Source organism: Actinomadura sp. 7K534, from assembly GCF_004348575.1.
GTDB lineage: Bacteria > Actinomycetota > Actinomycetes > Streptosporangiales > Streptosporangiaceae > Spirillospora > Spirillospora livida.
The window spans coordinates 32,236-52,192 of record NZ_SMKB01000004.1; the positions used below are offsets into that span (position 1 = coordinate 32,236).

At 71.7% G+C, this 19,957-nt stretch carries 17 protein-coding genes; 14 read left to right on the forward strand and 3 right to left on the reverse strand.

Features of this window, described 5'->3' with window-relative positions; translation table 11 throughout:
- Nucleotides 1-2 precede the first annotated feature (2 nt).
- Nucleotides 3-578 (reverse strand): hypothetical protein, encoded by a 576-nt coding sequence (locus E1266_RS01710; protein ID WP_132042954.1) that lies wholly within the window; start codon nt 576-578, stop codon nt 3-5.
- Nucleotides 579-786: 208 nt separating this feature from the next.
- Here E1266_RS01710 and E1266_RS01715 point away from each other — a divergent pair, with 208 nt between their 5' ends.
- The 9 genes from E1266_RS01715 (at nt 787) to E1266_RS01755 (ending at nt 10,593) form a co-directional block, all read left to right on the forward strand.
- Entirely contained in the window at nt 787-1,638 is an 852-nt protein-coding gene (locus E1266_RS01715; RefSeq protein WP_132042956.1) for a maleylpyruvate isomerase family mycothiol-dependent enzyme, read from the forward strand.
- Nucleotides 1,639-1,856: 218 nt separating this feature from the next.
- A complete protein-coding gene (locus tag E1266_RS01720) occupies nt 1,857-2,957 on the forward strand; it encodes a histidine kinase (RefSeq protein ID WP_132042958.1) in 1,101 nt (366 codons plus the stop codon).
- A gap of 242 nt (nt 2,958-3,199) precedes the next feature.
- Nucleotides 3,200-3,859 (forward strand): response regulator transcription factor, encoded by a 660-nt coding sequence (locus E1266_RS01725; RefSeq protein WP_243718176.1) that lies wholly within the window; start codon nt 3,200-3,202, stop codon nt 3,857-3,859.
- Between the two features lie 229 nt (nt 3,860-4,088).
- Nucleotides 4,089-4,352 (forward strand): phosphopantetheine-binding protein, encoded by a 264-nt coding sequence (locus tag E1266_RS01730; protein ID WP_132042960.1) that lies wholly within the window; start codon nt 4,089-4,091, stop codon nt 4,350-4,352.
- Nucleotides 4,352-5,233: a phytanoyl-CoA dioxygenase family protein gene (locus tag E1266_RS01735; protein ID WP_132042962.1), complete on the forward strand. Its 882-nt coding sequence runs from the start codon at nt 4,352-4,354 to the stop codon at nt 5,231-5,233. Before E1266_RS01730 ends, E1266_RS01735 begins: the two co-directional genes overlap by 1 nt.
- A 1-nt stretch (nt 5,234) precedes the next feature.
- Nucleotides 5,235-6,836 carry an AMP-binding protein gene (locus E1266_RS01740; RefSeq protein WP_132042964.1) on the forward strand — a complete coding sequence of 534 codons (1,602 nt, stop codon included), beginning with the start codon at nt 5,235-5,237 and terminating at the stop codon, nt 6,834-6,836.
- Between the two features lie 5 nt (nt 6,837-6,841).
- The gene (gene cmdF / locus E1266_RS01745) at nt 6,842-8,458 is read left to right on the forward strand and encodes a tyrosine 2,3-aminomutase (RefSeq protein ID WP_132042966.1); all 1,617 of its coding nucleotides are present in this window, start codon (nt 6,842-6,844) and stop codon (nt 8,456-8,458) included.
- A 30-nt stretch (nt 8,459-8,488) separates the two neighbouring features.
- A complete protein-coding gene (locus E1266_RS01750) occupies nt 8,489-9,862 on the forward strand; it encodes a nucleotide disphospho-sugar-binding domain-containing protein (protein ID WP_132042968.1) in 1,374 nt (457 codons plus the stop codon).
- Entirely contained in the window at nt 9,862-10,593 is a 732-nt protein-coding gene (locus tag E1266_RS01755) for a class I SAM-dependent methyltransferase (RefSeq protein WP_132042970.1), read from the forward strand. Before E1266_RS01750 ends, E1266_RS01755 begins: the two co-directional genes overlap by 1 nt.
- An 85-nt stretch (nt 10,594-10,678) precedes the next feature.
- Here E1266_RS01755 and E1266_RS01760 read toward each other — a convergent pair whose 3' ends face one another.
- Complete coding sequence (locus E1266_RS01760) at nt 10,679-11,935, reverse strand: acyl-CoA dehydrogenase family protein (RefSeq protein WP_132042972.1); 1,257 nt, start codon at nt 11,933-11,935, stop codon at nt 10,679-10,681.
- A 208-nt stretch (nt 11,936-12,143) separates the two neighbouring features.
- On the opposite strand from E1266_RS01760, the gene E1266_RS01765 reads away from it, so the two are divergent.
- The 3 genes from E1266_RS01765 (at nt 12,144) to hisC (ending at nt 15,758) form a co-directional block, all read left to right on the forward strand.
- The gene (locus E1266_RS01765) at nt 12,144-13,529 is read left to right on the forward strand and encodes a condensation domain-containing protein (RefSeq protein WP_132042974.1); all 1,386 of its coding nucleotides are present in this window, start codon (nt 12,144-12,146) and stop codon (nt 13,527-13,529) included.
- Between the two features lie 139 nt (nt 13,530-13,668).
- The gene (locus tag E1266_RS01770) at nt 13,669-14,472 is read left to right on the forward strand and encodes an alpha/beta hydrolase (protein ID WP_132042976.1); all 804 of its coding nucleotides are present in this window, start codon (nt 13,669-13,671) and stop codon (nt 14,470-14,472) included.
- Between the two features lie 77 nt (nt 14,473-14,549).
- On the forward strand, nt 14,550-15,758 hold the full coding sequence (hisC, locus tag E1266_RS01775; RefSeq protein WP_132042978.1) for a histidinol-phosphate transaminase: 1,209 nt from the start codon (nt 14,550-14,552) through the stop codon (nt 15,756-15,758).
- A gap of 94 nt (nt 15,759-15,852) precedes the next feature.
- On the opposite strand, the gene E1266_RS01780 is transcribed toward hisC, so the two are convergent.
- A complete protein-coding gene (locus tag E1266_RS01780) occupies nt 15,853-17,334 on the reverse strand; it encodes a multicopper oxidase family protein (protein WP_132042980.1) in 1,482 nt (493 codons plus the stop codon).
- Between the two features lie 160 nt (nt 17,335-17,494).
- Here E1266_RS01780 and E1266_RS01785 point away from each other — a divergent pair, with 160 nt between their 5' ends.
- Complete coding sequence (locus E1266_RS01785; RefSeq protein ID WP_132042982.1) at nt 17,495-18,889, forward strand: hypothetical protein; 1,395 nt, start codon at nt 17,495-17,497, stop codon at nt 18,887-18,889.
- A complete protein-coding gene (locus E1266_RS01790) occupies nt 18,886-19,911 on the forward strand; it encodes a methyltransferase (RefSeq protein ID WP_207945361.1) in 1,026 nt (341 codons plus the stop codon). The genes E1266_RS01785 and E1266_RS01790 overlap by 4 nt, the downstream gene beginning before the upstream one ends.
- The last annotated feature ends 46 nt before the right edge of the window (nt 19,912-19,957 follow it).

Below are 19,957 nucleotides of genomic sequence, written 5' to 3' on the forward strand. Positions count from 1 at the left end.
CCTCATACCCCGACCTTCTGCTTCGGCTTCACCTCGACGGCGCAGAGGCACTCCATGATCGCGCGTTCGGCGGAGTTCGCCCGCCGGTGCAGGATCATGGCCACGATCATCGGCACGGTGACGACGGCGTTGTAGAACAGGTGCAGTTCGACCCGGGGCACGAGCAGCTGGATGAAGCTGGTGGGCACGGGCTTCCCGGCCAGGTTGGAGTCGGTGAGGGCCTGGATCAGCAGCGCCAGGTGCTCGATGTGGTGCCAGAACTGGATGCCCAGCGCCAGTGCCCACCAGTTCCGGGACCGGCCGACGAAGCCGGGGAGCAGCAGGAAGAACCCGGCCAGCATGACGATGGCGTACCCGTAGTGCATCCACTCCGACTCGACGAGCCAGGGGAACGGTATGCCGAGGACGCCGCGCGCCTCGGGCTTCGACCAGCCCAGCACCCAGATCTGGATCGCCTGCAGGATGTGCTCGGCCCAGTGGGCGACCACGATGATCCCGAAGACCGTCACCGCGGTCTTGTGGCCTCGTGTGTTGAGCCAGGCCAAGCCGCGTCTCGCGGCGCTCACGTTGCTGGTCATCTGCCGTCCCTCCACCGTGCCGGGCATACCGGGGTGTCCGATGGGAATTGTGCCGCCCGGACAATTAACTGGCAGGTTATAGAGCCTCGGCCTCGGGATTTCTTGCAAATTGCGCTAATTCCGGCCGCGTGTGACACGTGTAAAGAAGCGGGAGCGGGGTGCGTGGTGCAGCATGGGCGCACAGACTCGTCGGCTGGGGGTTGTGCGCATGGAAACGGCCGTTTACTCCGCCAGATGGCTCGCGGTCCGCCGGGCCATCGGCGAAGTCGGTGACCGGTTCGCCGACCTGCTGCTCGCGGTGCCGCCGCACGCGATGGCCACCGCGGACTGGACGGTCGCCGACACCGCGGCACACGTTGTCGCGATCTCGGAGTCCTACGCCGCGATGCTGGACCCGGCCGGGCCGGCGCCGCCGGTCTCCGCGCTGCACGACATGATGGGGGACGTCACCGTCGACACGGTGGCGGACCTGAACGAGGTGGCGCTGCGCGACCTCGCCGAACGTGATCCGCGTGCGCTGGCGGACCGGCTGCGCGCGGACATCGCCGCGATGCTGCGGGCGACCGCCGGCACCGATCCGGGGCGGCCGATCGACTGGCTGGGCGGCTCCCGGGTCCCGGCGGCCGGAGTCCTCGCCCACCTGGTCAACGAGATGCAGATCCACGGGCGGGACATCGCCCGCGCCACCGGCACGCGGTGGGAGGTCTCCGCCGCCGACGCCGCGCTGTTCTTCGAACTGTTCCTGCTGGGGGTGACCAGATACGGGTACGGCCGTCTGCTTGATTGGGACCGGCTGGAACGCAGGGGGCGGATCGCGGTCGAGTTCCGGTCCCGGCATACCGAGCCTGCCGTAATGGTCCTTACGGACGGGCGGGTTACGGTTGAAAAGCCAGGACCAAACGTCGATGTCAAGCTCCATTTCGACCCGGTCGCGCTCAACCTCGTGCTCTTCGGGCGGCTGAGCAGGACGCGCGCCGCGCTCACCGGCCGGATCATGGTGTGGGGGCGTCGTCCCTGGTTACTGCCCGCATTTCTCCGCAAGGTGCGGCTTCCCAGCTGACACTGGCATCCTCGGTGCCCGCGGTGATCATCGCGTGCACCGCCGAATCCGCACCGTCGTCATTCGTGCGAACAATTGTCTGAGCGTCGCCGTCATAGGAGCCGGGGATTTACGTCAGCTTCATGGGCCACCTAGAATGGCCGGCAGTCAGGGAGGCACCTCCACCCTGCCAGCGCGCCGACCAGGTCGGGAGGCGGTGCAACTGAAGGGGTGGAGTGGTGGCGAGAACGGGCGATGGCGTGGTGTCCGCGCGGCATTCGATTGCCGAGCGGATCGAGGCGGAGCGTTCCACGATCCTTGCCGAGTACCTGCGCGCCCTCCGCGCGGAGGGCAGTTCCATCGTCAACGACCCGCTGGCGACCAGACAGGCGCTGGCCCACGCCGACCAGGCCATCACCGACGTCGTCCGGAGCGTCCGCGCGGGCCGCGTCCAGGTGAACGAGAACGCCCAGCTGCTGGCCCGGAACATCGGCGAGGCCCGGGCGGCCAAGGCCACGCCCGCGCGGGAGTCGTGGCAGGCCGCCATGATCCTCATGGAGACCGTCGTGCGCGCGGCCGCGCGGCATCTGGAGAGCGGTCCGCTGGACACCTACGCGGTCGTCCTGCTCGCGCTGACCAGGAGCATCACCGTGGGGATCCGGGAGGCCACGGGCGCGTACATGAGCTACCTGCTCTCCCGGATCCACGAGGCGCACATCGGCGAGCGGCGCCGCATCGCCCGCGAGCTGCACGACCGGGTCGGCAACGGGCTGGGGGTGGCGCACCGGCAGCTGGAGCTGTTCGGCGACGTGGCGGAACGCGTGCCCGTCGCGGCGACGAACCGGCTGGAGCGGGCGCAGGAGGCGGTGGTGGAGGCCATGGAGAACCTGCGCGGTCTCATGCTCGACCTCCGCCTGGACAACCCGCAGAGCCTGGAGAAGGCGCTGACCGCCTACATCGAGTCGATCCCCAAGGGCGACGGGACGCTCACCCTGCGCGTGACGGGCGACGAGACCTGGCTGCCCGACATCGTCCGCGACGAGTCCTTCCTGATCATCCGGGAGGCGATCCGGAACGCGCTCGCGCACGGCGAGCCGGACCTGGTCCTGATCAACGTCTACATCTCGCCGGACGAGCTGCGGGCCGTGGTCAAGGACGACGGCATCGGCTTCGAGCCCACCGAGCACGGCCGGTCGGACGGCACCGGCCTGGCGTCGATGACCGAACGCGCCGCCCTCCTGGACGGGTCGCTCACCGTGCTCTCCGAGCGCGGGAAGGGCACCCAGGTCGAGCTGCTCGCGCGGTTCCCGCCCGAGCGCCGCGAGGACCCGGTGACCTGAGCGGTCCGCGCGTCCCCGGCGAGATGGTTGAAGAACATACTATCGAGTCCGTTGTGCGGCATCCCACGACATCGCGGGAGGTATTGCGCAACTTGCAAGTAATCACGAGGATAGGCACGTATCCGAGGGGATCATTTCGGCGGACCTGATCGTCTTGCCGAAAACGAGGGCGGGGCTGTGATGAGATCTTCGGCTCGGCGAGCGTGATGGTGCGGGGGCCCAAGTCGATCACGATCGTAATTGTGGACGACCATGCCCTGCTGCGCGAAGGTTTGCGGGAGATCCTCGACGCCGAGGAGAATTTCCGGGTCGTGGGCGAGGCGGGGGACAGCGCCGGCGCGGTCGCCATGATCACCGAGCGGCGCCCGGACGTGGTCCTGCTCGACGTCGAGATCCCGGGCGAGGACGTCACCGTCACCGTGCGGCGGATCCGCGAGAGGTCGCCGAACACCAAGGTCATCATCCTGAGCATGTACGACGGGCCGCGGCTGCTGCGCAGCCTGCTCGCCGCCGACATCAGCGGCTACCTGCTGAAGAGCGTGCGCCGCCAGGAGCTGCTGGCCGCGGTACGCAGCGCGCACTCCGGGGACGGCCGGGTGGTGCTGGCGGTCTCCCAGGAGAGCCTGGCCCAGGCCCAGCAGCCGGCGGCCGACCTGCTGTCGCCGCGCGAGCTGGAGGTGCTGGAGCTGACCGCGCAGGCGCTGAGCAACACCCAGATCGCCTCCCGGCTCAACCTCACCGAGGCCACCGTCAAACGGCATCTGCGCAACATCTTCGGCAAGCTGGACGCGGTGTCGCGGATCGACGCGGTCAACAAGGCCGTCGCCGCGTCGCTGATCACCGTGCGGGACCTCCCGCCGATGCCGCGCAGGCTGCGCCTCGAACGGAACGAGGACCGTTAGCCGGCAATGAGCCGCGGCGCGTCCGGTGCATTCGAATGCGCGCGGCGCGCCTCGAATAGGCGGCGCCGAGAAGTCCGCCATTTCTTCGGAATCGCCATGGCCGATGTCGCGGCGGGGCCGCGGCGGCAGCACGCAATCCTGGAGATGTGCTCCCTGGTGGGGGGCTGCGAGGCTGCTTCGAGGAAGCCGGGTGAGCGCCCGGGGCGGGCTGAGAATCAGGAGCAATTCCATGGGTGAGGAAGCCGTCACCTCCGCGCCTTCGGCAGTGCGGGAGCATATCGCCAAAATCTGGAACGAGCTGCTCGACGTGCAGCCCGGCCAGGAGACGGCCTCGTTCTTTCAGCTGAAAGGCCAGTCGATCACCGCCGTGCAGATCGTCACCCGGATCGAGGAGGAGCTCGACATCTGGGTCGACGTGGGCGAGCTGTTCGAGGACCCGGACCTCGACACCTTCGCGAGCGCGATCGTGGCGCGGCTGGACACCGCCGCGTGATGACCGGCGACGCGCGCAGGCGCGGCCTCGCACGCGTCGGGCCGGACGCCGGGCTCGACGACGTGCTCGGCGTTCTGGAGGCCGACGGCGCGGTCATCATCGAGGACTTCGTCACCGACACCGTCCTCGGCCATCTCTGGGCGGACCTCGGGGACGCGCTGGCGGAGAGCGGCTACGGAGGCGACGCCACCAGCGGAACCCGCACCCGCCGGGTCTCGTCGCTGTTCGCCCGCACCACCGAGCTGACCCCGGTCGTCACCCACCCGCTCTTCCTCGGCGCGGCCCGCGCGATCATGCAGCGGCCGGTGCCGATCTGGATGGGGCGGGAACGGGTGATGGTCACCCCCAACATCCAGATCAGCGTCACGCAGGCGATCCAGATCCATCCCGGGCAGGGCAGGCAGCCGCTGCACCGCGACGACGCGCTCCACCTGCGCCGCCACCCCGGGCCGACGAGCAGGGTCCAGGTGATGCTCGCGCTGAGCGAGTTCACCGAGCTCAACGGCGGCACGCTCGTCATCCCGGGCAGCCACCACTGGGACGACGAGCGGCCGCCCTCCTACCAGGAGTGCGTGCCGACGGAGATGGCGGCGGGATCGGCCCTGGTCTTCCTCGGCGGCGTCTACCACGGCGGCGGCGCCAACCGGGAGGCCGAGCCGCGCACCGGGCTGACGATCGGCCTGGACCTGGCCAACCTGCGCCAGGAGGAGAACCAGTACCTCGCGGTCCCGAAGATCGCGGCGATGGCCTACCCGGAGGAGGTGCGGCGGCTGCTCGGCTACGACTCCTGCCCGCCGGACCTGGGCTGGGTGGAGATGCGCAACCCCTACACCGTCCTCGACCACGCGGACGTCGATCCGCCGCTTCTCGGGAGCATGTGACATGGGCGGCGTCCCGTCCGCGAGCGGGACGGTCCACGAGCGGGTGCGCGCGTGGGCGGTCCGCGCCCCCGACGCGACAGCGGTCTCCTGGGCCGGCGAGTCGGTCTCCTACGGCGCGCTGATCGAGCGGGCGGACAGCGTCCGGGACGAGCTGGGCGCTGTGGGCGGACACGCCGTGGCCGTGCGGCTGGCCCCCGGGCCGCGCCAGGCGGCGGCCGTGCTCGGCGCGCTGTCGGCCGGTGCCCACGTGGTCTGCTTCGGGCCCGGCGACCAGGGGGAGCGCGGCAGGGCCGTGCTCGCCGAACTGCGCCCGCGCGTCCTGATCCGCGACGGCGAACGGGAGGCGGCGGACGAACTGGCCGGCTGGTACCGCGCCGAACTGGGCGGCCGCCTCCTCGACATGGCCGAGTCATCCGACGAGACGGGGTTATCCGACGAGACGGAATCGGCTTTGGCCGCCACCGGCCCTGCCGAGGGGGCGGTGTCCGGACTGGAGGCGCGCGCCTACGTCGCCTACACCTCGGGGTCCTCGGGTGTGCCGAAGGGGATTCCGCAATCGCATGCGGCGCTCGCGCAGTTCGTCGAATGGCTGGGCGGGCATCTGGGGCTGGGCCCCGGTGCTCGGGTGGCGCAGTGGGCCGCCCCCGGATACGACGCGAGCCTGTGCGAGCTGTTCGCCGCGCTCACCACGGGTGCGACGGTGTGCCCGGTGCCGGAGCGGATCCGGGCGCACCCCGAGAAGCTCACCGGGTGGCTTGAGACCGAGGGCGTCACGGTGTTCCAGACGGTGCCCAGCTTCGCGCGGGCACTGCTCAAGGTCCTCGCCGACGGGCGCGCCCGGAACCTGGGAAGGCTGACCGACGTTCTCCTGGCCGGCGAACCCCTGCCCGGGGAACTCGCGGGCGGGCTGCGCGCCGCGCTGCCCGCCGTCCGGCTGACCAATCTGTACGGACCGACCGAGACGATCCTGGCGACCTGCCATCCGGTCACCGGCCCGGTGGACGGCATCGTGCCGATCGGCCGCGCCATCCATGGCCGCCGCGTGCTCGTCCTGGACCAGGACGACCGGCCGTGCCCGCCGGGCGCGGAGGGGCAGATCGTCCTGCACAGCCCCTACGTGACGCCCGGTTACGTGGGGGCCGCCGCCGGCCACCGCGACCCGTTCCGCCCGCCCGTCCCCGCACCGCCCGGCGACCCCGGGTGGGACGGCGGCGGCCGGTGGTACCGGACGGGTGACCTCGGCCGCCTGCGCACCGACGGCACCCTGGAGTTCGCCGGGCGCGCGGACGAGCAGATCAAGTTCCTCGGCATCCGGCTGGAACTGACCGACATCGAGATGGCGCTGGAGGCGCTGGACTCGGTGCGGCAGTGCGCCGTGGTGCCCCAGACGGATCCCGATGGGCTGGTCACCGGCCTGGTCGCGTACATCGTGCCGGTGCACGAGCCCGCGCGTCCGGCCACCTGGCGGGCCCAGCTCCGGCGGCGCTTCGGCGCCGCCATGCCGCCGGTGTCCTTCGAGACCGTGCCCCGGCTTCCGCGGAACGCCGGCGGCAAGGTGGACCGGCACCGGCTCCGATCGCTCAACATGTCTCCGGTGGGGTGAGCAGGGTGACTGCACAGCAAACGACCACGATCACGGCGACGGTGCCGCTCGACGGCGAGACCCTGGAGATCGGCGGCCTGCGGCGAGTCGCCGAGGACCGGGCGCCGGTCGAGATCGCGCCGGGCGCCCTCGAGAAGATCACCGCGTGCCGGCGGCAGTTCGAGGAGGTGGCCCGGCAGAACATCCCCGTGTACGGCGTGACCACGGGTTACGGCGAGATGGTCTACATGCTCGTGGACACCTCCAAGGAGGTCGAGCTGCAGACCAACCTCGTGCGCAGCCACAGCGCCGGGGTGGGGCCGCTGTTCGCCGAGGACGAGGCGCGCGCCATCGTGACCGCCCGGCTGAACGCCTTCGCCCGCGGCTACTCGGCCGTGCGGCCGGAGGTCGCCGAGCGGCTGGCGCTCTACCTGAACCGCGGCATCGTCCCGGCCATCCCGGAGATCGGCTCCCTCGGCGCCAGCGGGGACCTCGCCCCGCTGTCGCACATCGCCTCCACAGTCATCGGCGAGGGCTACGTGCTGCGCGACGGGAAGGGCGTCCCGACCGGGGAGGTGCTGCGCGAGCACGGCATCGAGCCGCTGCAGCTGCGGTTCAAGGAGGGGCTGTCGCTCATCAACGGCACCTCCGCGATGACCGGGGTGGGCTCGCTGGTGGTGGGCCGGGCCTTCGAGCAGGTGCGGCAGGCGGAGATCATCACCGCGCTGATCATGGAGACGCTGGAGGCGTCCACCAGCCCGTTCCAGGCGGAGGGGCACGAGCTGGCGCGCCCGCACCGCGGGCAGATCGACTCGGCGGCCAACCTGCGCGCGCTGGTGGCGGGCAGCGGGCTCATGGTCGAGCACGAGGACCTGCGCCGGCAGGCCGCCGCGAACGGCGGCAACGGCAACGGCGTCCGGCGCACGGAGGTCTACCTGCAGAAGGCGTACAGCCTGCGGGCCATCCCGCAGGTGCTGGGCGGCGTGCGGGACACGCTGCTGCGGGCGGCCGAGACGCTGGAGATCGAGCTGAACTCGGCCAACGACAACCCGCTGTTCTTCGAGGGCAAGGAGATCTTCCACGGCGCCAACTTCCACGGCCAGCCGGTCGCGTTCGTGATGGACTACACCGCGATCGCGCTCACCCAGCTGGGCGTGCTGTCCGAGCGCCGCACCAACCGGCTGCTGAACCGGTACCTGAGCGGCGGGCTGCCGGAGTTCCTGGTGGCCGGGGACACCGGGCTGAACAGCGGGTTCGCGGGCGCGCAGTATCCGGCGACGGCGCTGGTGGCCGAGAACCGGACGATCGGCCCGGCGAGCGTCCAGAGCGTCCCGTCCAACGGCGACAATCAGGACGTGGTCAGCATGGGCCTGATCGCGGCCCGCAACGCGCGCCGCGTCCTGGCGAACAACCAGGTCATCCTGGCCGTGGAGCTGCTGGCCGCGGTGCAGGCGGTGGACCTGTCCGGTCGCCGCGACCTGCTCGGCCCGGCCGCGCGGGCCGCCTACGACCACGTGCGGTCGCTGGTGCCCACGCTCGACGGCGACCGCTACATGGCCGACGAGATCGAGCTGGTGGCCGCGGAACTGGCCGCCGGACGCCTGCTCACGACGATCGAGCAGTGCGGTGTCGAGCTGCGCTGAGCGGACCGCGCCGTCCGGAGGGGAGTGCTCATGCGCGTGATGATCTGCGTGTTCCCGGTGCCCGCCCACCTCATGCCGCTGGTGCCGTTCGCGTGGGCGCTGCAGAGCGCGGGCCATGACGTGTGCGTCGCCTCCCCTCCGGGCTATCCCTCCGGGGTCGCCGTCCCGGACTTCGCCAGGGTGGTCAACGCGGCCGGGCTCACGGCGGTGCCGTGCGGCGAGCCCGCGCCGCTGTCGATCCACGACATGGCCTATCCGGGGTACGCCGACCTCCTCCCCACCAGGGAGGAGAGCGAGTCCTACGTGGACGCGCTGGGCATCCGCGACAAGAAGGACCGGGATGCCTGGGACGCCTTCTACCACTTCGCCCTGCTGACCATCCGGGACTACCATCCGCCCGAACCCCGCCCGGACATCGGCGCCCTGGTCGAGTTCGCCCGGAGCTGGGAGCCGGACCTGGTGCTCTGGGAACCGTGGTTCCCCGCCGGGGCGATCGCGGCGGGGGTCGCGGGCGCGGCGCACGCGCGGATCCTGATCTCCCCCGACGCCACCGCCTGGGCGCACGAGCGGTCCGTCGCGGCCGGCCGGAAGAGCCTGCTCGCCGAGGCCATGCGGCCGCTGGCCGAGCGGTACGGCCTGGCGGTCGACGACGCGCTGCTCTTCGGCGACTGGACGGTGGACCCGAACCTGCCGGGACTGCGGCTGCCCACCGCGGTGCCGACCGTTCCGGCCAGGTTCGTCCCGTACACGGGCGCCGCCGTCCGGCAGGAGTGGCTGGACAAGCCGCCGGAACGGCCGCGCGTGGCGGTCACCCTCGGCTCCTCGGGACGCGAGTTCCTCAAGGGCGACTGGGGCCGCACCGCCAAGCTGATGGAGGCGGTCGCCGATCTCGACATCGAGGTCGTCGCGACGCTGAACGCCAACCAGCTCGAGGACGTGCCCGGCGGGGTCCCGGCCAACGTCCGCGTCGTCGAGTACGTGCCGCTCGACCAGCTGCTGCCGTCCTGCGCGGCGACCGTCAACCACGGCAGCTACGGCACCTTCATGGCCTCGGTGGCGAAGCGGGTGCCGCAGCTCATCTGCGACACCGACGAGCCCGCCCGGTTGTACGGCACCGCGACGGACGCGGGCATCGACTGGGAGTTCCAGTGCGAGAAGGCCCAGTACGCGTCGACCACCTCGGCCTACGTGACCGAGTGCGGCGCCGGGGTGCGGCTGAACCACCAGGTGCAGTCGCCTTCGGAGATCCGCGAGCTGCTCGGCGCCGTGCTGGAGGAGACCTCGTACCGCGAGGGCACGAGGTTCCTGCACGAAGAGTGGCTGACGCTGCCCAGCCCCGCCGGGATCGTCCCGCGGCTGGAGGAGCTCACCGCGCTGCACCGCGCGGGGAAGGCGAGGAACTGATGCAGTACGGGCAGGCGCACGCCGAGGTGTACGACCTCGTCTTCACCGCGCGGGGCAAGGACTTCCGGGCCGAGTCGGAACGGCTGGCCCAGCTGATCCGGGCGCGGATGCCCGGGGCGTCCTCGCTGCTCGACGTCGCCTGCGGCACCGGGGCGCACCTCGAGGTCCTCGCCGAGCACTTCGAGCACGTGGAAGGGGTCGAGCTGGCCCCGGGCATGCGGGAGGTCGCCTGCCGCAGGCTGCCCGGACGCGTGATCCACGGCGCCGACATGCGCACCTTCGACCTGCGGCTCGCCTTCGACGCCGTCATCTGCGTCGGCAACTCGGTCGCCTGCCTGGACTCGGCCGAGGAGTTGAACCGGGCGGTGGAGCGGATGGCGGCGCACCTGGTGCGGGGCGGTGTGCTGGTGGTCGAGCCGTGGTTCTTCTCCGGCGACTTCCTCGACGGATGGGTCGACGGCAGCGTCCACAAGGAGGACGGACGGGTCGTCACGCAGCTGACCCGGGCGGCCAAGGACGGCGACAAGGTCCGGATGGAGGCCCGGTTCGTGGTGGCCGACCGGGACGGCTTCCACGAGTTCGACGAGACCCTCACCGCCCGGCCCTTCGCCCGCGACGAGTACACCGCCGCGCTGGAGAACGCCGGGCTCAAGCCCGAGTTCGTCCGCGGCTTCACCCTCGCGGACGGCCGCCCGCTCGCCCCGGGCCTGTTCATCGGAACCCGCCGCTAGCAGCGGCCGGCCCGACGGGGAGGGGCCCACGGCGACTGCCGTGGGCCCCTCCCGTGCCGCCCGCGGGCCGGCGGGCGGGTGGCGGTCAGGAGGCGTTGATCTCCTGCTCGTCGATGCCGAAGGCGGCCCTGGTCACCTCGCGGTTGCCGATGCCGGCCAGCATGATGGCGATCCCCGCGTGGGTCCGCATCGTGGACATGTCACGCCAGATCCGCTCGATTCGTGCGCCCTGCCGCGCCGCGCTGGAACCGGCGGTGGGGAACAGGTACGACTCCACCGCGCGCCAGCACAGCGTGATCACCTCCCGGCAGACCAGCGCGATGCGCCACTCGGTCTCCTTGGTGAAGTTCTCCGGGCCGCGCGCCCCCAGCTCCTGCCACTGCCGGACGACGCCCATGATGGCGGCCTCCGCGGTCTCCACGAGCGCGACGGCCTGCCCGTACCAGCCCTGGTAGTCGGTGTTCTCGGCGCGGCCGACGATCGGCGGGAACAGGGTGGTGCGCGTCCGCATCAGCTCGTCGTAGGCGTCCAGCGCCCCCCGGGCCATGCCCACCGCGACGACGGCGCTCTCGAACACCATGAAGCTGAGCTGCCCGCTGCCGTACATGGGGTTGCGGTGCAGGTCGAGCCCCGGTGTCCCCTCGGTGACGGTCACCATGCCGTGGTGGGTGGGCAGGGTGTAGTGGTCGGGGATGAATGCGCCCTCCATCGTGATGCTGTGCGAGCCGCTGCCGCGCAGCCCCAGGGAGTCGCCCCAGTCGTCCAGCCGGTGCCACCGGTCGCGCGGGACCACGAACAGCATGGGCTCGGGCTCGTCCCGGCCCTCCCGCACCACCAGGGTGTGGCCGAGGAAGTGCGTCGCGTAGGGCGCCCCGGAGCAGTAGCCCCAGGTGCCGTCGACCACCCACCCGCCCGCGGTGCGCTCCGGGGTGCCGCTCGGCACGACCGTGCCGGGGCAGAAGAACTCGCCGGACGCGAAGAGCTCGCGCTGCGCCGGCTCGGGGAAGAGCGTCGCGACCGGAATCGCGTGGGCCGCCGCCAGGCAGAACATCCAGCCGGTCGAAGGGCAGCCGCGGGCCAGTGCCATCGACACCCGGAAAAACGTGTCGATTCCCATTTCCAGCCCGCCGTAGCGGCGCGGAACCAGAATTCGGTAGAAACCGGCCCGCTGGAATTCCTCGTGCATCTCCGGGGCGTAGAAAGTGCGCTTCTCGGTCTGCGCCTGCTGCTCGACCAGGGCCGGGATCAGCGCCTCTGCCCGCGCGACGAGCTGGTCCGGCGTGGGGTCGGCCGCGGGGGGCGACGGAAGATCCGACTCGGTGGCACTCGCCGCTATCGCCATCGTGGCGCCCTTCGTCTCGGTTGGGTGAGGTGCCCGGTGCGCGCCCGGCGTGGGCACGGACCGGGCCGATCGCCTTTTGTGAAACTATCGCCGAGCCGCCGGCGCGGGTTCTCCGAGAGTGCCGATATGGCGTCGGCCGCGCATTCTCGGAGATGTGCGGTAATTGCCGGTGCGAAAAGATCGGACAGACTCTTATAGGAGGTCCGGTATGACCAGTGTCGTCGATCCGGGCGCCGCGGGCACCGACACGGCGCCCACCGCCCCCCTGTCCTGCAACCAAAAGTTCATCTGCATGTTCGACCGCGGCGACGACCAGGGCCCCTTCGGTCCGATGTACGGCGTCAACTACGCCTACCGGATCAGCGGGGAGATCGACCTGGGCGTGCTGCGGGAGGCGCTGCGGGACGTGGTGGAGCGGCACGAGTCGCTGCGCTGCGAGATCGTGCGCGGCATCGAGCAGCCCTACCAGCGGTTCCTGCCGGCCGGTGCGCCGCGGCTGGTCATCCGCGATCTGCCGGGCGGCGGCCCGGCGGACCGCGACCGCCAGGTGGAGGACCTGCTCTGCGAGATCGAGGCGGAGCCCTTCAGCATCCGCGAGATGCCGCAGCTGCGCGCGGTCCTCGGCCGCTTCGACGAGCTGGACGGCGTGCTGGTCCTGGTCGCCCACCACACGGCGGCGGACGGCTGGTCCATGCAGTTGATCATGCGCGACCTCGTCCACCTGTACGCCGCCCGCCGCGGCCACGACGTGCCGGCCCTGCCGGAGGCGCCGCAGTACCGCGAGTACGTGGCCTGGGAGGAGGCGAACGACGACAGCCCCGCCATGCGGCGCAACCGCGAGTTCTGGCGCGCGAAGTACCGCGACGCGGAGGCCGTCCCGATCCGCACCGACCACCCGCGTTCGGCCGGGCTGCCCAAGGCCACCGCCTGGCACCGCTTCCTCATCGAGAAGGAGCCGGCCGCCGTCTCGCTGGACCTCGCGCGGGAGATGCGGGCCACGCCGTTCATGGTCTTCCTGTCGGCGTACCACGTCCTGATGAGCCGCCTCACCGAGGTGACGGACCTGGCCGTCCTCACGCTCACGGCGGGACGGAGCCAGCAGAAGTTCCACGACACGGTCGGCAACTTCTACAACTTCCTGCCGGTCCGTACGGACATCACCGGATGCGAGACCTTCCGCGAGGTGGTGGAGCGCACCCGGAAGGGCTGCCTGGAGTCCTTCACGCACGAGATGTCCTTCCACGACATCATGGGGCAGGTGCCGCACCTGATGGCGCCGCTGGCCGCCGACGACCTGCTGGTGCCCGCCTTCCAGGTGCTCGGCTCCGAGCACGCGCCCGAGACCGAGCAGGTCGGCGACCTGCGGTTCGCCGAGGTGCGGCGGCGGCTGCGCTCCCAGGACGAGGGCATCGACGTGCCCGAGGGCGCGCTGTGGACGCTGGACGTGCTGCCCTCCAAGGAGATCGTCGGCAGCCTCGGGTTCAACAGCAACCGGTGGACGGCCGACACGATGCGCGCTCAGGTCGCGGCATTCATCGGCATTCTGGAGAAGGGATCGGCGGCGCCGGACGCCCCGCTGGCGGAGATCACCTGACCGATCGGGAACGATCGTTAATGATCATGTGAAAAGGCGCGAGAAATCCGTCCGATGCGGTATCGCTTCGATAGGGTCGCATCGGACGGAATGGTCGGGAGGCGATCGCTCCCGTCCCGTGAATTTGGGAGGACGGCGCATGGGCTCGGTGAAGTCGAAGGACGGCACCCTGATCGCCTACGAGCGGCTCGGCAGCGGGCCGCCGGTGATCCTGGTGGGCGGCGGGGGCGGCGTCGACCGCTCCGAGAACGCGCCGCTGGCGCGGGAGCTGGCGAAGAGCCTCACCGTCTTCAACTACGACCGGCGCGGCCGGGGCGAGAGCGGCGACACCCTGCCGTACGCCCTGGAACGCGAGTTCGACGACCTGGCCGCGCTGATCGACGAGGCGGGCGGGTCCGCGCACCTGTACGGGGTCTCCTCCGGCGGCGCCCTGGCGCTGGAGGCGGTCCTGGCGGGCCTGCCCGTCGACCGGGTCGGCGTCTACGAGGTGCCCTACGACGTCCACGAGGGCGCCCCGGACCGGCATCGCCAGTACACCGAGGAGCTGCACCGGCTGCTCGGCGAGGACCGGCGCGGCGACGCCTTCGAGCTGTTCATGCGGCTCGCCGGGTCGTCCGACGACGACGTGGCGGCGGCCCGCGGCTCGGAGTTCTGGCCGCAGTGCGAGGCGGTGGCCCACACGCTGGCCTACGACAACGCCGCCATGGGCGACGGCGCCCTGCCGGCGGAGCGGCTCGCCGGGATCCGGCAGCCGGTGCTGGTGGCCACGGGAGGCTCGCTCGACCCGCACATGGCCGCCCTGGGGTCGTTCTTCGACGACGCCGCGGACGCGCTGGCCGAAGCCATCCCCGACGCCGAGCGCGTGGTCATCCCGCACCAGGGCCACGTGGCCGACGCGGAGGCGGTCGCCCCGGTCCTCGTGCCCTTCCTCACCGCGTCCTGACCGGGGCGCGGCCCGGTTCCCGAAATTCGGCAATTTTGCGGTAATCCCCCGGAATGGGGAATGCATAGCCTGGTCCCATGGACGAACGATCAGGCCGCAACGCCGCAGCCGATGACCCGGAGCGGACGGGGAGCACCCCGCCGCGTACGGGGACGATTCCGCGATTCCGCCCGGTGGTCGGCCGCTTCCTGGACTACCGCCCGGCCGCGGAGCCGGAGGCGCGCGGTGCCCTGGTCAAGCTGTCCCAGAACGAATCGCCCTACGGCCCGCTGCCGTCGGTCGAGAAGGCGCTGGCCGCCGGGCTGCGCGGGATCAACCGCTACCCCGACAACCACGCCGTGCCGCTCGTCGAGGCGCTCGCCGGTCGCCTGCGGGTACCGGACGAGAGCGTCGTCGTCGGCGCCGGCGCGGTGGGCGTCATCCAGATGCTGCTGCAGGCCGTGGCCGAGCCCGGCGCCGAGATCATGTACGCCTGGCGGTCGTTCGAGGCGTACCCGCTGCTGGTGTCCCTGGCGGGCATGGCGAACGTCCAGGTGCCGCTGCGCGAGGAGCGGCACGACCTGGCGGCGATGGCCGACGCGGTGACCGAGCGGACGCGGCTGGTCTTCGTGTGCAACCCGAACAATCCCACCGGCACCGTGGTGTCGCGGGCCGAGCTGACCGCGTTCCTCGACCGGGTGCCCCCGACCTGCCTGGTGGTGCTGGACGAGGCGTACCAGGAGTACGTGCGCGACCCCGAGGCCGCGGACGGCCTGGCCCTGTGGCGCGACCACCCCAACCTGGTGGCGGTGCGGACCTTCTCCAAGGCGTACGGGCTCGCGGGCCTGCGCGTCGGCTACCTGGTCGGCCACGCGGCGGTGGCCGAGGCGGTCCGCAAGCACACCGTCCCGTACAGCGTGAACGCCGTCGCGCAGGCGGCGGCCTTGGCGTCGCTGGCGGCCGAGGACGAGTTGCTGGAGCGGGTCGAGACCACGGTCAAGGAGCGCGCGCGGGTCGCCGGCGCGCTGCTGGCGCAGGGCTGGGACGTTCCGGGGAGCGAGGGCAACTTCGTCTGGTTGCGGCTGGGGGAGCGCACCGCCGACTTCGCGGACGCCTGCGCGTCCGAAGGGGTGTGCCTGCGCCCGTTCGCGGGCACCGGGGTCCGGGTCTCGATCGGGTGCCCCGAGGAGAACGACGCCTTCATCGCGGTCGCGGCGGACTACGTCCGGCGCGGCGCGGACGCCCCTGTGGTGGACGACGCCATGGTGGACGACGCGGTGGTGGACGACGCGGTGGTGGACCCGTGACCGCTGGCGTGAGCTGAACGGACGGGTCCGCCCGGCCACCGAGGAGAACGGTGGCCGGGCGGACCCGTTTCGCCCTGCGGGAGCCGGCGGCGGCCTATCGGACGATCTCCATCTGGGCCATCATCTGGAACGGCCCGGAGTGCTCCATCATGTGGCAGTGGTAGACGAAGCGGCCCAGGTGCTCGCCGAACGTCGCCTGCACCCGCACCGAGGTGCCCGGCGGCACCGACACGGTGTCCTTCAGGCCGGACTCGCCCGGCCACGGCGGCGCGCCGTCCCGGTCCAGCACGCGGAAGCGGACCATGTGCAGATGGAAGTTGTGGTCGATGCCCCAGTCGGAGTCGTCGTTGTAGATGCGCCAGACCTCGGTGGTGCCCCGCTTGATCCGCACGTCCACCCGGTCGGGGTCGAAGGGCTTGCCGTTGATCCAGAACACCTGCTGGTCGTCGGACAGCCGCATCCGGATCTCGCGCTCGACGGTGGGCTTGGGCAGTGTCGGGTTCGGCCGCAGCACGGCGGGCGGCCCGCCGGTGTCGAACCCGCGCCGGTCGACGTCGAACCGCATCACCGGCCCCCATTCGCTCTCCAGGACCACGCTGGAGCCGACGGGCACGTCGGAGAAGTCGACCACCACCTCGGCGCGCTCGCCCGGCGTGATCAGCACCTCCTTGCGCGACACGGGCGCGGGCAGCAGACCCCCGTCGGAGGCGATCTGGACCATCTCCCGGCCGCCCAGGTTCACCTTGAAGTCGCCGTGGTTCGAGGCGTTGAGCAGCCTGAACCGGTATCGGCGCGCGGCCACCTTGAAGTACGGCTGGGGCCGGCCGTTCACCAGGAACGTGGTGCGCGTGCTGACGTCGTCGTAGGGGCTGAACAGGATCTGGCCGTCCTCGTCGAACTTGCCGTACCGCAGCATGATGGGCACGTCGTACTCGCCGGAGGGCAGGTTCAGCCGCGCCTCGTCATACCCCTTGAGCAGGTAGAAGCCGTGCAGGCCGCGGAAGACGTGCTCGGCCTCCAGGTGGTGGACGTGGTCGTGGTACCAGAGCGTGGCCCCGGGCTGCCGGTTCGGGTACGTGTACACCTTGGAGCCGCCGGCGGGGATCACGTCCATCGGGTGGCCGTCGCTGGACGCCGGGTTGTGCCCGCCGTGCAGGTGGACGTTGGCGTCCTCCTTCAGCTGGTTGCGGTACTTGATCTGGATCGCCCGGCCCTCCGTGGCCAGGATGGTGGGGCCGACGAACGTCCCGCCGTAGGTGAGCGCGGCCGTCTTGAAGCCGGGGAAGATCTCGACGTTGGCGGGCTGGATGTCCAGCACGTACTGGTCGAGCTTCGAGGTCCGGTAGGACGGCCTCAGCACCTGGGGGACGGGCATGGGGACCGAGAACGGGTCCAGGGGCGGCGCCGCGTTGGCGGCGGCCGACCGGGTCGTCACCTTGCCGCCATGGTGGTGGTGCGAGGTCGCATTGCGCACGCCGTTCTCGGTGGAATCGCCGTGCGCGAGCCGCGCCAGCGGCATGACCGAAGCGGCGCCGGCGACACCGCCGATCGTGAGTATTTTCCTTCTGTCCAGCATGGTTCCCCCTGGAGGTCCAGTATGTGAGAGCAGATCCTCACACCTTTACTGACACCCGATTTCTCGCAGAATGCGTTATTTTTCACCGGTATTTCGCGGTGTTCACGTAACGGCACGAGAAGAGAAGCCGTTCCGGTTCATCGCGACCACGCTTGTGGTCATGGGAGCGCGGGAGCAACTGCCGTCCGACCGCGACGGCACGGGACGATTAGCGATCGCGCGGTCACTCGCCCGGACCGCGCCACAGTGGCCGCCGCACGTCGGCGTCGGCGGCCGCAGCGTGCACAGCACCAGGACGGACGTGCCGGACCGGACGGCCCGCGGCGTCCTCGACCGGGTCGCCCGATGGCTCGGCCCGCCCGGTGACCCCGCGGCCCGAGGACGGGCTGAGGCGTTCCCCTACCGGGAGGTCGTCGAGCGGTACCGCCACCACGGCCGCACCTACGCGGACCCGGCGCTGGTGGAGGCGCTGCGCGAGGTCCACGCCCGGCTTCCGGCGCCGCGGACGCTGCCCGAGCGCCTGCTCGCCGACTGGCTGCCGAGCACCTTCGACCAGGACGACGGCGACTACGACTCCTACGTCAACATGCCGGTGCTGGAGCGGCTCGCGGACGAGTACCCGGGGTCGGACGCCGACACCGTCCACGACGCCGAGCTGGTGGCGCTGCTGTCCGACCTGCTGATCGTCGAGGGGGAGGCGCTCGCGGCCGACCCCGGCGCCCAGCCGCAGCGGATCCGCACGCACGCGACGCTCCAGGCGCTCGCCCGCGCGGCCGAGCTGGCGCCCCTGGCGGCGGGCGCGGTCGGCGTCGCGCTGGACTCCCGGGGCGGCCGGCGGATCGGCCGCGACGACACCGCGCTGGCGGGCTGGGCGCGGCTGCGCGGCCAGGGCGTCCTGGACCGGGTGCCCGCGCCGGTCCGGCGCACGGTGGAGAGCGCGATGCTGCCCACCACCCCGCTGCACGACGAGATCATGTTCATCCGCAGCGTGCAGATCTTCGAGATCGTCTACCGGCAGATGTTCCGGTGCCTGGAGCGGGCGGTCGCCGCCCTGATGGACGGGGACCCGGTGGCGGCGGCGGGCGAACTGGACGACGCGGGCCGGCGGGTGGCGGCCACCCCGGTCCTCTTCCGGGTGCTGACCACGATGTCGCGCCCGGCGTTCGCGCACATCCGGGCGCACACCGACGGTCGCAGCGCCGTGCAGTCGCGCGCGTACCGGCAGGTGGAGCGGCTCAGCGCGGTCCGGCCGCCCGCCGCGACCGACGACCGGACGGCGCCGGTCGTGATCACCGGTCCCACGCTGCAGGAGGCGTTCGACGCCCGGCTCGCGGACCTGGGCCCAGACGCGATGCGGCCGGTGGCGGAGGCGATGCTGCGCCTGGACCGGGGCTGGCGGGCCATGAAGCGCACGCACTGGGGCATCACCCGCAAGATCATCGGTTCGGTGCCGGGCACCGGTGGCACCGCGGGCGCCGACTACCTCAAGGGCACGGCGGAGATCCCGCTCTTCCCGGGGCTGCGCGACGCGGCCCGGGAACGGGCGGCCGGATGAAGGGACCCGCGATGGCCGGGCACAACGACGACAACGGCCTGCTCCGGCTGAAGATCATGGGCTACCTGGTGTCCCAGGCGATCTTCGCCGTGACCGAGCTGGACGTCGTCGAGGAACTGGTGGACGGACCGGCCGACGCCGCGCGGCTCGCCGAGCGGACCGGTGCGGACCCCGACGCGCTGCGCAGGTTCCTGCGCGTGCTCACCGCCGAGGGGCTGTTCGTGGAGGAGCCCGCCGGCACCTTCGCGCTGACGCCGATGGGCGCCCTGCTGCGCCGGGACGCGCCGGGGTCGCTGCGCCACTTCGTCACGCTGATGGCCGGTGACGCCTACCACGCGTGGTCGGCGGCGACGCACTCGCTGCGCACCGGCGAACCGGCCTTCGACGCGGTGTTCGGCAAGCCCATGTTCGACTGGCTGAGCGAGCGCCCGGAGGCGTCCGCGACCTTCAACGCGGCGCAGGCCGGCCTGGTCGACCTGCGGCTGCGGCCGCTGCTGGAGCGCGACTGGTCCGGCGTGGCCACCGTGGTCGATGTGGGCGGCGGCAACGGGCGGCTGCTGAACATGCTCCTGTCCCGGACCCCCGGTCTGCAGGGCGTGCTGTACGACCTCCCGCACGTGGTGGAGGACGAGGGCCTCGTGCTGGCGGACGCCGACGTGCGCGGCCGCTGTCAGGTGGTGGGCGGCGACTTCTTCCGGGCGGTCCCCGAGGGCGGGGACGTGTACGTGCTCGCCCAGATCCTGCACGACTGGGACGACGCCAGAGCGGCGGAGATCCTGCGCCGGTGCCGCGAGGCGATGCCCCTGCACGCCCGGCTGCTCATCCTCGAACAGGTCGTCCCCGACGACGCCGTCCCCCATCCGGCCAAGCTGCTCGACCTGCACATGCTGGTGCTGCTCGGCGGACGCGAACGCGGCGAGGGCGCCTGGCGGGCGCTGCTGGCCGCGGCCGGGTTCGAGGTGGTGCGGATCGGGCACTGGGCCCGGTCCGCGCTGATCGAGGCCCGTCCCACGACCGGCTGACCGTCCCACGACCGGCTGCCCCCGACCCGAGCGACGGCCTGACGGC

What these genes read in the sequence shown, in the direction of transcription:
- E1266_RS01780 (WP_132042980.1), bottom strand. Translation starts at nt 17,334, where the DNA reads ATGCTGGACAGAAGGAAAATACTCACGATCGGCGGTGTCGCCGGCGCC.
- E1266_RS01785 (WP_132042982.1), top strand. Translation starts at nt 17,495, where the DNA reads ATGGGAGCGCGGGAGCAACTGCCGTCCGACCGCGACGGCACGGGACGA.
- E1266_RS01715 (WP_132042956.1), top strand. Translation starts at nt 787, where the DNA reads ATGGAAACGGCCGTTTACTCCGCCAGATGGCTCGCGGTCCGCCGGGCC.
- E1266_RS01750 (WP_132042968.1), top strand. Translation starts at nt 8,489, where the DNA reads ATGCGCGTGATGATCTGCGTGTTCCCGGTGCCCGCCCACCTCATGCCG.
- E1266_RS01760 (WP_132042972.1), bottom strand. Translation starts at nt 11,935, where the DNA reads ATGGCGATAGCGGCGAGTGCCACCGAGTCGGATCTTCCGTCGCCCCCC.
- E1266_RS01755 (WP_132042970.1), top strand. Translation starts at nt 9,862, where the DNA reads ATGCAGTACGGGCAGGCGCACGCCGAGGTGTACGACCTCGTCTTCACC.
- E1266_RS01770 (WP_132042976.1), top strand. Translation starts at nt 13,669, where the DNA reads ATGGGCTCGGTGAAGTCGAAGGACGGCACCCTGATCGCCTACGAGCGG.
- hisC (WP_132042978.1), top strand. Translation starts at nt 14,550, where the DNA reads ATGGACGAACGATCAGGCCGCAACGCCGCAGCCGATGACCCGGAGCGG.
- E1266_RS01735 (WP_132042962.1), top strand. Translation starts at nt 4,352, where the DNA reads ATGACCGGCGACGCGCGCAGGCGCGGCCTCGCACGCGTCGGGCCGGAC.
- E1266_RS01790 (WP_207945361.1), top strand. Translation starts at nt 18,886, where the DNA reads ATGAAGGGACCCGCGATGGCCGGGCACAACGACGACAACGGCCTGCTC.
- E1266_RS01710 (WP_132042954.1), bottom strand. Translation starts at nt 578, where the DNA reads ATGACCAGCAACGTGAGCGCCGCGAGACGCGGCTTGGCCTGGCTCAAC.
- E1266_RS01740 (WP_132042964.1), top strand. Translation starts at nt 5,235, where the DNA reads ATGGGCGGCGTCCCGTCCGCGAGCGGGACGGTCCACGAGCGGGTGCGC.
- E1266_RS01730 (WP_132042960.1), top strand. Translation starts at nt 4,089, where the DNA reads ATGGGTGAGGAAGCCGTCACCTCCGCGCCTTCGGCAGTGCGGGAGCAT.
- E1266_RS01765 (WP_132042974.1), top strand. Translation starts at nt 12,144, where the DNA reads ATGACCAGTGTCGTCGATCCGGGCGCCGCGGGCACCGACACGGCGCCC.